Here is an 11,821-nt window from a genome sequence, read left to right as displayed (position 1 = left end):
GGATCACTGGTCCTTGCTGGTGGGGGGCTTGACGGGCGTTCCGGCGCCGGACGGGGGCCCAGGTGGCGAGTACGGAGACGATGCGGGGCGCGCGGTCGCGGGCGGCGGGGCGGACGCGGTGCCCTTCGGGGCGACGACCGGACCCGAAGGGGCGCCCTGGCCGGGTGCCGCAGCGGGAGCACCGCTGGAGGCGGGAGTGCTTCCGGCGCCCGGGGGCTGGGTGTCGGATCCGATGACCGAGCCCGGACCTGCCGCGCGTGAACGAGCCGCGACCGGAGTGCCAGAGGCACTGGCGCCCGGGGACTGCTCGCCGCTGTCGCTCGAGGCATCGGCTCCTTGCGCTCCGGGGGATCCCATCGCCCTGTTCTTCGCAGCGTCGCCACCGGCCTTGACCGCAGCACCGGCGGCACCGAGCGGTCCAGCCGCGCTGGCCGCAACACCTGAACCGGAAGCGGCCTTGGCGCTCGCCGTCCCGGCCTGACCACCGACCTTCGGCGAGGGGGCGCCCTTTCCGCCGGCCGCCGGAGCCGAGGCCTTACTTGCGGGCTTCCCGCCGCCGACCAGCGAGTCCTGGATATGCGTGTTCAGAGCGCGATTGGCGTGCTGGGCGGGGCCGTCCACCACCGACGCGGGGCCGGAGGACTGCGCGGCCTTCCGGTCGTGGTGCAGCTGCGCCATCTCGTCGCCGAAAGCGGGCACCCACTTGTAGAGCGTGGCCGAGGCGAACACGGCGAGGAGAAGGATCAGCGCGCCGACCAGCGTCTTGGACACGGCATCCGACATGCTGCCGGTCGAGTCACTGAGGATCGCTCCACCCAGCCCGAGCAGGGCGAACAGGACCGGTTTCGACAGGCCGATGGCGAAGAGCGCGCCGAACCACTTCTTGCTCTTGCCCCACAAGTCCCGGTCCACGAGACCGGCGTTGACCACCGGGCCCAGGGCCACGGCCACGTAGATGGCCGCACCGCGGATGAGCATCTCGACCCACATCAACAACGCGCCAGCCATCATGATCAGGTTGACGACGATCAGCTGACCCACTCCATCGGAGGGGCTCGCCGCCATGATCTTGAGGATGTTCTCCAGGAACGGTTTGAAGTTGTTGACGGCATACGGCTCGAACACGGCCGTGACCTCGTCGATCGCCTTCATCAACAGCGCGATGGCACCGGGGGTCAGCGCATTGACGAAGAACTGGAGCACGAGGAAGCCGATCGCCTCGCTGACTGCCGTGGTGAGCGCAACTCCGCGGACCGCCCGCTTCGCGACGGCGACGAGCCACAGCGCCGCCGTGATCAGCGAGGAAGCAGCGAAGATGATCGCGTACTGCTTCAAGAAGCCGGGGCTTGTCAGGTCGACCTTGGTCGTGTTCTGGATCAGCTCCAGCATCTTCCGCAGGAACCAGATGTTGGCCTCGGTGAGCTTCTGCAGCAGGAAGCCGAGCGGGTCCGAGATGAAGTCGATGGCCGCCTTGGCCTCGCAGACCATCGGGATGTAGCAGAACGGGTTGGCCACCGCGGACGGAACGAAGACGAAGGCGATGACCACGTTGACCCAGGCGACCGTCTGAAGACGCCGCCCCCATCCACGGCCCGGCCCGCTCCGCTCGACGGCCAGCAGCCCCGGGGCGTCCTCACGCAAGCGAAGGCGCATCGCTGACACCTCCGACATCTGCGAAGCTGCTGGCCGGAGCGGCTTCTTCCGCCGCGGGCGGGGAGGGCACCAGCGGCTCCGACGGCGTGACAGCCGTCGTCTTCCACGTGCCGTCAGCCCAGATGAGGTCGACGGTCATCCGGATGAAGCCGATCTGCGGGCGCTCGCTCTCGTTCTTCCCCGCGACCCCGCCGACGGAGGCGGTCCACAGCTCCATGCTCGCGGTCTGGCCGGAGTACGCCACGGCTCGGGAGCCGAGGACGGCAGTCCGCGTGACCAGCAGCCCGCCATCCGCAGTCTTGCCGTCGTCGCCGAGCGACCGGTTCTCCACGACGAGCTGAGTCATCGAGTCGGCGTCCGCTTTGGCCGTGCCCAGGACGCTGGACGCCGTCGTGGCGGTCAGCATCTTGTTCCGCCACTCCGCGTCCGAGAAGAACCGCGGGTCACCGCGCAGCATCACCGCACTCGTCGCGGCGGCGTGGGCCCCCCGCTCGGTACGTTCGTACGCTCCCGGAAGACCGTCCTTCGTCTCGGCGCCGCTCAGGACGGGATCGGAGGCGCGGGCCGGTACATAATCGGCGAAGTCGCTCGTGACGTTGGTCGCCTGCCGGGTATCGACCGGTGCTACCAGGCCGCTGCTGGACGAACTCCCGGACATCTTCCAGTCGTTGCGCTCCCAGACGAGGCTGACCGTCACCGAACGGAACGCCGCCTTCGGCGTCGCATGCCCCGTGGCGCTGCCTCGCGCCGTCGTTGTCCACAGGCGCACCGTGGCCTTGTGGATATCGGCACCGAGCGTATGGGCGGAGAGGATGCCGGTCCGGGCGATGACGTGGCGCGGGGCGAGCTTGGACTTGTCCCCCTTCAGCTCAGCCCTCGCCCGTCTGGCCTCGTGGTCGGCCTCCTTCATGGCCGTTGACGTCCTGTTGCCAGCGGACATGACCGATACGGCACGGTGGCGTGCGTCCTTGCTGGTGAGGAATGCCGAGCTGCCGCTGATCACGGTGTAGTTCGCCGCGGCGGCCTTGGCTCCGGCTTCGGTCCGGGGGTAGCCGACGGGCACGCCACTGGTGACCTGCCCGCGAGCCTTGCCCGGCTTCGGCTCGGGTGTGGCCTGCGGCGAAGCGACGTGAGTAGGCGCCGAGTCGTCTCCGGTGGCCAGCGTCACGATCATTGCGGTGGTGGTCAGCGCCGCGACCGCGCCGACGGCGATGCCCCAGAACTTCGCCTTGGACGTACCTCGTGGAGAGGGATCGTTTCCTCGTCGGGTCTGTACGGCCACGGGTCACACGCCCATGGCGTAGGTGACGGCGAAGATCGTGCCGAAAGAAGCGACCAGGAAGACGACCACCAGGCCGCCCACCATCATGCCCTTGCCGCGCGAGGAGTCCATGGTCGAGTGGCCGTCACCGACCCAGCCCTTGCTCTTGCCGAGCCCGATCAAGAAGCATGCCGCCCCGATGACCATGGCGAGGGCAGCAAGGACACTCAGCAGGACCTTCGAGGTGCCGCCGAACTTGCTGAACGGGCCCCAGTCCGGCTTGACACCGGTCACCACGTCGGCGCCCGCCGCGAGGGTGGTGTGAAGGGACGGGTCAGCGGCACTGGCAAGCAAGTTGTGCATGGAACTTCCTTATGAGCGTGATGAGTTGATAAATGATGATGTTTGGCAATTAGCCGATATGCCGCATGGCGATGATCCGGGGCTTCCATTCGTCGAGCCCCTGGATCCGCACGGTGGCTCCGCTGTGCGGAGCGTCGATGACCGTGGAATTGCCGAGGTACATCCCCACGTGTTCCGGGCCGGAATGGCCGGGCCCGCTGAACAGGAGGTCACCAGGCTTGAGTTGAGAGACGCTCTTGACCGGCTTGCCCGCGTGGACCTGCTCGTACGTGACCCGAGGCAGATTCACCCCGGCTGCGGCCCACGCCATCTTGGTGAGCGAGGAGCAGTCGCAGCCCTGCTGTCCCTTGAAGGGCGACACGCAGTCACCGCCCCACTGGTACCAGGACCCCACCGCGGTCTTCGCAGCGGCGATGGCTCTCCCGGCGCCCTTTCCGGCGGGCAAGGTCGGGCCGACCGCATCGGTCCACTTGTCGGCCAACTCCCGGATGTTCTTTACGTAGTTACGCGTCTCGGGATAGGGCGGGACGCCGCCGTACTTCATGACAGCGCCGCCGCCTGCGTTGTACGCGGCGAGCATGTTGTCCGTGGAGTCGCCGGCGACGTTCTTGACTTCCTTCGCCAGAACGCAGTCGTAGTTGGCCTGCGCGGCAATGGCGTCCTCAGGGTTGAAGACGTCCTTGTCGTGGTCGCCATCGCCGTCCATCCCGTACTGGGCCCAGGTGCCAGGCATGAACTGGGCGATTCCCAGCGCGCCCACGGGGCTCTTCGCCTTCGGGTTGAAGCCCGACTCGGTGTAGAGCTGGGCGGCGAGTAGTGAGGCTGTGACCTGTGGGCACTTCCCGGCGTGCTTGTCGATGAGCGGGCGGACCCAGCCCGGCACCGGGGAATCGGAGGTGATTCCTCCACCGGGCCCGCTCTCGTCCGCGGAAGCGCCACCGGCTCCACCGAAGACCGTCAGCAGCAGGAGGCCGGAAAGGACCATGGCGAGGGCCAGGCCGAGGGTGATGCGTAGGGCCTTCTTCATCCTGGCCCGGTCACGCCCACGGCAGCGCTGCGACAGCCCAGCCGTGCGCGGTGTGTTCCAGGCGGAGCGCGAGCTGCTCGCCGCTGTGCCGCGCCGGACCGGACTTCGGGGTCGTCGTGAGGGTGTAGCCGACCCGCACGAGCGCGGACGAGGCAGTGACGGCGGGCGCGCCGTCTGGCACGACAACAGAGGTGATCTTGACTGTCTGCCTGGCCTGTTCGGACCGCAGCGCTGCCCAAGGAGCGTCCTGGCCGGCGCGCTTCTGGGCCAGAACCTTCCTCAGCTCCCCGGTGGAGAACTTCGCCGCACGGGCGCCCGCATCGGCGTACGAGCGGTCACCGTCGTTGGTGGCGTCATGCTGCGCGTAGGCGGTCGCGAAGGCCCGCGCGCTCTTGCGCACGTCCGCAGGAACAGTCGTGCTCGGAGCGGCACGTGAGGCGCTCGCCGATGGCGCGGCCGTGGCAGTGATGCCCGCAGAGACAGAGTTCGGGCGAGATTCGGTCGATCCGGCGTCGTCGCCGGTCGAGCTGGCACAGCCGGACACCAGGACGGGCAGAGAAGTCGCAGCACACAATGCGGCAGATATCGGCAGAAAGCGAGTGGATCGAGGCATGCGGAAACACGACCTTGGGGCAGGAAGTTCAAGTGAGGGAGCGGGTGTTGCGGCCCAGAGGCTTGAAGGGCCGCAACACCCCTTCGCAGGGCAAGCGGAGGTGCTACTCCTGCGGGCTGTTACCGGCGTTCGCCGGAGCCTGCTGGCGACGGCGGGTGAACCACACCGTTCCGCCACCAGCGACGAGCAGAGCGGCGGCCCCGCTCAGAGCCCAGGGCGCCATCTCGGCACCCGTCTTGGCCAGGGAGCCCGATGAGGGCGTCTCCGGCGGAGTACCGCCGCCCGCGGTCTTCGTCGGAGGTGTCGAGCCCGGCTTCGACGGGGTCGGGGTCGGCGTGGGCGGCACAGGCGTCTTGCTGTCCTGCGCCCGGACGATGACCTCGCTGTCGGCCCGTGCGGTGAAGGAGACCGGCTTGGCGAGCTTGTCGTATCCCTGCGGTGCCTTCGTCTCGCTGAGCAGGTACTCGATACCGGATTCCACCGTGGCATCGAGCTTGATCGGCGCCGAGTTGCCGTCCGCACTGGTCACACCGGAGGCCACCTTCGTGCCCGGGACCTTTTTGCCGGACGGGTCCACCTTGACCGTCGAGACGTCGAAGCCCATGCCGCCGAGGACCTTTCCGGTGTCCTTGTCGGTCTTGAGGACGCGCATGGTTGCCGGGATCGGGTCGTTGGTCAGGGTCAGGTTCACCACTGCGCCGGGCTTGGCCGTGAACCGCTTCGGAGTGCCGTTCAGCTGGTAGTGCGCCGGGGCCTTGATCTCCTTGGCCCAGTACGCGTTTCCCGCCTTCACGTCCACGCCGAGCTTGACCTTCGCCAGGCCGTCCTTGCCGGTGGTCAAGTCGGCGACCTTCTTGCCCGGCTTGTGCTTCCCGGAGGCGTCCACATCGTCCGCGTCGATCTCGATGACCGCGTTGGCCAGCGGCTTGCCCGTGGCCGTGTCCACCTTCTCGAGGACGAGTTCAGCGTCCTTGAAGGGGTCGATCACTGTGATGGGCTTGGCCGAGCCGGACTGCCCGGCCACGATCAACACGTCTTGGTCGGCCGCCAGTTCGTGCAGCTCATCACCTGTCGAGATCTCGTGCAGCCGGTACTTACCTGCCACCAGCCCCTCGAAGGCCAGGACACCTCCCTTGTTGGTCTTGCCCTCTTTCACGACCTTCCCGGAGGAGTCCAGAAGGTGGAAGGTGACACCGGCCAGGCGGGAGCCCTCCGGGTCCTTCTTGCGGATCTCCACGCCGCCGGTAGCGGGCTTGACGGTGACGGCCGCGGAATCCCACGCGGTCGTCTTGTCCCCGGCCAGCAGCATGCGCTGAGCGCGCTTGTCGTGCGGATCCAGGGCCTTGAGCTGCGAGCCCGGCAGACCGGCTGCGGTGCCCCTGACCGCGGTGGCGCCCGCCTTCGACGCGGTGAACGTCCAGCTCGTACGGCCGTCCTTGCCAGTGGTGACGCTTCCTTGCGCCGAGCTGGAGTTGAGAGCCACCTTGACTCCTGGCACCCGCTCGCCGGACAGCTTGGACGTGACGTCCACATCCACCGTGACCTTCGTGCCCTCCGTGGCCTCCTTCGATCTCGGCCGGACATGCAGCTCGTACGGGCCCGCTCGCTTCTTGGCCTCGGCAAGGTAACCAAGCGCGAGAGATCGGGAGTTAGCTGAGACATTCGGATAGTTCAGGCGGGCCTTTCCGCGCACCTCATGGATCCCGTACGCGCCACCGGCGAGCAGGTCGTACGTGGCCGCATCAACAGCGGCTGCCTGAGAATCCGAACGGGTCTGTCCGTACTTGCCAATGATGTACGAGGCGTACGCCAAGTTCGCGGCCGGGACCTGCCGCCCGGTTTCCGATGAGGCCCACCGCGAGACTGGCCGAGGCCCCAAGTACCCGCCAGCCGCGTCGGGTCCACGGCGCGAAGGGTCCGCGCAATACGTCTCGTAGTCGCCCCAGACCTGAAGACCAGGCGGACCGTACGCGCCGATATGGCTGGCCGCCGCGTGCCCCTCAGAATCTGGGACCTTGAAGCCTGGCCCGTACTTGTCCGCTGCGGTAGCGGACGGGGCCCAGGCCAGGGTGCCCATCACCCCAGCGGCCACAGCGACGGCGGCGAGCCGGGACGGGGTTGGTATGCGTGAACGCATGAAGTGGTGCTCCTGCTTACGGAAGCCGCCCACATGTTGGGGGCTTCGGAGGCGGGAACCGGTGTCAGCCTCCCGGTTCGGGACCGGCTCCCCTTGCTGAGAAGGGCCCGCAGTACGAGCCCGCGCACCGTCGGAGCAGTTGTTGTCCCGAAGCGACGTCACGTTGCGGCCCTGGGATCGAATCCTGATGAGTTCACATCGGCCGCCTTGCGTCATATCAAGGTGAATCGACCCTTCCCAGAGCACGGCAGTTTCCGGGATTCCGAAAATTGCACGACCTGCGAAACGCCTAGAGCGCTGGGCCGTGCGGAAATTCTGACAGGGGTGCGGGAAGAACTCACATGAAATCAAAGGGGGAAGTTAATTCCGAGAATCAACTTCTCATATCTGGAACGTGTCCTGTGTGGTGAGAGGGAGCCATCTTTCACCGTTCAGGGAGAGTGAAGTTGGATCGGGCCGGGCGACCTGTGGGAGATCGCCTCACCATGCATGACGCGGCCTCAGGAATAGAGCGAGTTACTCATCGTCAGCTGAGTGCAGTGTCGGCCTGGGGGGGTGCCTCTATGACTTCGGTCAAGGGGCAACGGGGGTTGGTGGTTGGTAGAAGGTCCCGTCGCGGAGCATCGCGAAGAGCACGTCGGCTCGGCGTCGGGCGAGGCAGAGGAGGGCCTGGGTGTGATGCTTGCCTTCCTTGATCTTCTTGTCGTAGTAGGTGCGGGAGGCGGGATCGGACAGGGCGGCGAACGCGGAGAGGAAGAAAGCCCGCTTGAGCTGCTTGTTCCCTCTCCTGGACTGCTGTTCGCCGCGGATCGAGGAGCCCGAGCTGCGGGTCGTCGGCGCGAGTCCCGCATAGGCGGCGAGGTGGGCGGCTGAGGGGAACCTGGTGCCGTCGCCGACGTCGATGAGGAGGCGGGCCGCGGTCCTGACGCCGACGCCGGGCATCGACGTCAGGACCTGGGAAAGAGGGTGTGTCTCCAGCAGCTCGTCGAGTCGTTTCTCCAGCAGACGGCGCTGGTCGAGCACGGCGGTCAGGGACCGGGCGAGGCTGGGAACGATCAGTGCGGCCGCCTCGGTGCCCGGGACGACGACGGTCTGTTCGTCGAGCGCGGTGAAGACGTCCTCGGTCAGACGGGCCGCCATCCGCGGAGCCTTGGGCCGCAGCAGGTGGGTGACCTTGCGGCGTCCGGTCTGGCGGATCTGGGCGGGCGAGCCCAACCTCTCCAGCAGGACCAGGACGGCCGGGTGCTGCATGCGCGGGCCGAGCACCCGCTCCAGGTGCGGGTGGACCTGCGTGAACAGGCCGCGGAGCCGGTTGGAGAGCCGGTTGGCCTCAGCGACCAGGTCGTCGTCGAACCCGACGAGCATCTCCAGCTCGGCGACGGTCTCGTCGTCCAGCTCGATGGAGCGAAGCGTGTGCGGCATCGCCCTGGCGGCGTCGGCGATGATGAACGCGTCGCGGGCATCGGTCTTGGCTTCGCCCGGATAGAGGTCGGCGATCCGCCGCATCGTCAGTCCGGGCAGATAGGCGACCTGGCAGCCGACGGCTCGGGCAACGGCCAGCGGCAGGGCTCCGATGGAGGCCGGCTGGTCGACGACCACAAGCACGATGCCGTGCTTGGCCTGGAGTTTCGTGAAGACCTCGCGGAGCTTGGGTTCGCTGTTGGGCAGGCGTTTGTCGAGGGCCTTCTTCCCGGCCGATGTGACAGCGGTGGCGTGGTGTTCGCCCTTGCCGACGTCCAGGCCGAGGAAGACGTCGATGTCGCTGATGTCGATCACGTCGTGGTTCCTTCGGTGCTGTTCACCCGGCCTCGCCACGGCACTGATCGCCACATCCACATTACGAAGAGCCTCCCGACCTGGGGAAAGGCCGGTGGTCATGCCTCTAATCAGCGGTCTGTCAGTGCCTTCGGAGCCGGTGACACCACCCCCCGGGCCATGCACTCGACAAGGGGAGGTAGTCATGCCAACTCCGAAGGCCGGTAGTCCCGTTGCGGGACTACGAGAACGGTAATGGGGGGGGGCAGGGTCTTGCGCAGGCTGGAGGAGAGCGCTTGCGTGCCTGCGGGGCGAGGGGCGATCGAATCTCCTCGTAGTCACGCAGGTGGGTGGCGAGCGCCCCGAAGGCGAGGGTTGTGCCGCGTCCAGTGAGGCGGATCTGGACCGAACTGTCTACGAGAACGAAACAGGCCGAACAGTTCAGTAAGCACTTTGTGCGGCTCAGCAGATGTATAGGCATGACGAAGCATGTGGCACCGTGCGTGGGTGGAGGACAGTGATGTCGTGGTGTGGGGAACTGCTGCCAGAACTGGGGTGCCCTCTAGTGGGGTTGTTGTTCCTCGGCTCAGGTGCGCTGAGGCTCCTGGCCGAGCGATCACGGCGTAAGACGCTGGTGGCTGTGACGGCACGGGCACCAGCCGGTACCTACCTGGTCCAGGCTCGTGGGGCCGGTGGGCCTGCCCTGTGGCTGCGGGTGGGCACCCCCGTACTCGCACCAGATACCTCCCCTCACCAGGAGAGCCGGTGAATCGGACGCCTCCCGACTACCGGATACCTCCCCACTACAAGGTTGAGATCGCAGATCTCTACTGCGAGGCAGCTGGTGAACTGGAAGCCTTTGCCTCGCATCTCATGCTGTACGACCGAGTGCTCGCGCCCGACTTCGTCCAGGACGCCTTCCAAGCCGCAGCACACCAGTGGCAGCGACTGCGTGCACTCGACCGCGGCGCCCAGCGGGCCTGGCTCTTCCGGGTCCTCAAGAACAAGGTGTTCGACCACTGGGGGACGCGGGCAGCGCGAGAGCTTCCGCTGCCCGAGGTGCCCGCTCCGCAAGGGCTCAGCGACCCTCCGCGCCAAGCGTTATCCCACATGCTGCTCCTACGGTGCTGGCACGTGATGGATCAGATGCCGCCTGTCCAGCGGAAGGTGGCGTTGCTCCGGTGGCGCGGGGAGTGGACCAGCCGCGAGATTGCTGAACATCTTGGTATCTGCACCAGCACCGTCCGGGTCCATCTGGGCCGAGCACGGCAAGAGCTGTGGGAGGAACTCGGCAGCGAAATGATTTTTCCATCTGAGTGGTGGGACGCAGCTGTGGAAGACGTGGAGTGGGAGGTATCCCGGTGAGCCACAGCAACGAGCTCTCCATACATGGCGCATCAGGCTCCGCCGCGCCGCGCGTGAACGATGTACTGGCCCACCTGGAACAGGTGGGCGAAGGACACACAGGAACCGCCGACGGGCTGAACCGGCTGATGGCCTGGATGGACGGCCATGTCGGTCCCGTTGCGGAGGACAGCACCTATGCGGCATCGGCCGAACAGTATGGCCTCCATGGCATGGTCCTCGGCGGATACCGGGCCGGAGCGGGGGCATTCGTTCAGTCCGTGACACTCCAGCTCTGGGGTCAGCGGAGCGAGTCGTTCGGGATCTTGTCTACCGACGCTGGCAGCCTCAAGTTGTTCGCGCCCGGTGACACATGGCCTACAGAGGAATGGGATCGCTGGGCTGAGGGGAGCGTGGGGGCAGTGATCGTCGCCAACACTCAGCACTTGGAGGATTGCTTCGCAGCGCTGAGGTACGTGGAGACCCGAGGGATTCAACACGTTGTGGCAGTTCCCCACGTTGCGGGTGCTCCGACATACGAGGAGGAAGACATCCGGTCGGCTCTGGGAGTGCCCGCTACCGTCCCGCTGACGCGTTTCAGTACGCAGGAAAAGGCGACAGTGGGCAACACGTTGATCGTTCTGGTCGAACACCACTTGCGACGCCTGAGGGCCCAACACCCCGATGTCTTGGAAGAGCTGAGGACCTTCCTCGATTCGATGGAGAGGGAGAGTCTGCTGCAGTAGCGGTTGGCACTCTGACCCGAGGGGATCAATCACGGTGGGAGTGAGCCATGAAAGCGGGCGTGACGGTGGTCCCTTGTCCCCTGGGGAGCGGTGCGCAGCCTCACGCGTGGGGCGCATGGTTCGAAGACGGCGCACGCGCGGCCCCCTGCGTGACGCTCCCACGTCGAGCACGGCATCGGCCGTCTCGGTGCCAAGGCCGCTGTGAGTTATGAAGCGACATCATTCAAACCGTCGCAGGGGCACCCTCCAGGCAGGAGGCTGTCGCCGAGAGCGCGTAGCCGCCCTTTGGTACTCCACCACCAACTAGGCATGAGCTCGTCTGAAGGTCGGGGGCAGTACTGCCGGATGCCACACCTGGCGAAAGGCCGCCAAGATAGCGTGAGGCGCTACGTCAGCGCGGGGCCGCAGGCATCCGGGTCTCGGGTGCGCCGACACGTCTCGGTCTGCTCCATACTCAAAGGAGGGCAAGTGCCCAGTCTGGTCAGTGCTGTTGACGTCCGCCCGTGTGTCTCATACCGGACCATCCAAGTCGGCCCCATCCTCTTCGAAGAGGCGCCGGCAGAAGACGAAATCATCCAGATCCCCGGTGACGGTCTGACGCTGACTTCCAGCGACAATGACTTCTTCCCTCTGGTACGGCTGGAAGTATGGGACGGCACCCCAGCGAAGCCGGATGAGGCCTGGGAGTACGAGCGATCCTTCTGCGCCCCCCTGACGGATAACTTCGTCGTCATCGACCTAAACGGCAGAACGCAGGGTGAGATCACAGTCGAGCCAAGAAAGCACCACATCCGTGTGCTGTGCCGGGGGCGGGATCACTATGAGGCATCCCTGGCCCTTGACCCCTTCCCTCCAGTGGGCCCTCATGAGGACCCACTGGAGTTCTGGGTTATTCAATTGTGGCCTGCCTGATGAACTTCAC

The 11,821-nt window shown here is 66.5% G+C and carries 10 protein-coding genes; 3 read left to right on the top strand and 7 right to left on the bottom strand.

The window, feature by feature from the left end:
- Positions 1-3 precede the first annotated feature (3 nt).
- The 7 genes from CP970_RS05845 to CP970_RS05815 all read right to left on the bottom strand — a co-directional run bounded on the left by CP970_RS05845 (position 4) and on the right by CP970_RS05815 (position 8,830).
- Entirely contained in the window at positions 4-1,653 is a 1,650-nt protein-coding gene (locus CP970_RS05845; RefSeq protein ID WP_224058268.1) for a hypothetical protein, read from the bottom strand.
- Entirely contained in the window at positions 1,634-2,935 is a 1,302-nt protein-coding gene (locus tag CP970_RS05840; protein ID WP_224058263.1) for a hypothetical protein, read from the bottom strand. The genes CP970_RS05845 and CP970_RS05840 overlap by 20 nt, the downstream gene beginning before the upstream one ends.
- 3 nt (positions 2,936-2,938) lie before the next feature.
- Entirely contained in the window at positions 2,939-3,277 is a 339-nt protein-coding gene (locus tag CP970_RS05835; protein WP_055545695.1) for a hypothetical protein, read from the bottom strand.
- Between the two features lie 49 nt (positions 3,278-3,326).
- Positions 3,327-4,304, bottom strand: a complete 978-nt coding sequence (locus CP970_RS05830; RefSeq protein WP_055545697.1) for a C40 family peptidase — start codon at positions 4,302-4,304, stop codon at positions 3,327-3,329.
- Between the two features lie 10 nt (positions 4,305-4,314).
- Positions 4,315-4,704, bottom strand: a complete 390-nt coding sequence (locus CP970_RS44745) for a hypothetical protein (RefSeq protein ID WP_224058254.1) — start codon at positions 4,702-4,704, stop codon at positions 4,315-4,317.
- Between the two features lie 316 nt (positions 4,705-5,020).
- Entirely contained in the window at positions 5,021-6,448 is a 1,428-nt protein-coding gene (locus CP970_RS44740; protein ID WP_055545701.1) for a SpaA isopeptide-forming pilin-related protein, read from the bottom strand.
- 1,179 nt (positions 6,449-7,627) lie between these two features.
- The gene (locus CP970_RS05815; protein ID WP_107099142.1) at positions 7,628-8,830 is read right to left on the bottom strand and encodes an IS110 family RNA-guided transposase; all 1,203 of its coding nucleotides are present in this window, start codon (positions 8,828-8,830) and stop codon (positions 7,628-7,630) included.
- Positions 8,831-9,574: 744 nt separating this feature from the next.
- On the opposite strand from CP970_RS05815, the gene CP970_RS05810 reads away from it, so the two are divergent.
- The 3 genes from CP970_RS05810 to CP970_RS05800 all read left to right on the top strand — a co-directional run bounded on the left by CP970_RS05810 (position 9,575) and on the right by CP970_RS05800 (position 11,811).
- Positions 9,575-10,174: an RNA polymerase sigma factor gene (locus CP970_RS05810; RefSeq protein ID WP_157877687.1), complete on the top strand. Its 600-nt coding sequence runs from the start codon at positions 9,575-9,577 to the stop codon at positions 10,172-10,174.
- On the top strand, positions 10,171-10,899 hold the full coding sequence (locus CP970_RS05805) for a hypothetical protein (protein WP_150493023.1): 729 nt from the start codon (positions 10,171-10,173) through the stop codon (positions 10,897-10,899). Before CP970_RS05810 ends, CP970_RS05805 begins: the two co-directional genes overlap by 4 nt.
- A gap of 468 nt (positions 10,900-11,367) precedes the next feature.
- Positions 11,368-11,811, top strand: a complete 444-nt coding sequence (locus tag CP970_RS05800; RefSeq protein ID WP_055545838.1) for a hypothetical protein — start codon at positions 11,368-11,370, stop codon at positions 11,809-11,811.
- Positions 11,812-11,821: the final 10 nt, after the last annotated feature.

Source organism: Streptomyces kanamyceticus, assembly GCF_008704495.1.
Taxonomy (GTDB): Bacteria; Actinomycetota; Actinomycetes; order Streptomycetales; family Streptomycetaceae; genus Streptomyces; species Streptomyces kanamyceticus.
The sequence above is the reverse complement of the archived record's forward strand: the minus strand, read 5'-3'. Positions and strand labels throughout refer to the sequence as shown.

What these genes read in the sequence shown, in the direction of transcription:
- CP970_RS05835 (WP_055545695.1), bottom strand. Translation starts at nt 3,277, where the DNA reads ATGCACAACTTGCTTGCCAGTGCCGCTGACCCGTCCCTTCACACCACC.
- CP970_RS05845 (WP_224058268.1), bottom strand. Translation starts at nt 1,653, where the DNA reads ATGCGCCTTCGCTTGCGTGAGGACGCCCCGGGGCTGCTGGCCGTCGAG.
- CP970_RS05830 (WP_055545697.1), bottom strand. Translation starts at nt 4,304, where the DNA reads ATGAAGAAGGCCCTACGCATCACCCTCGGCCTGGCCCTCGCCATGGTC.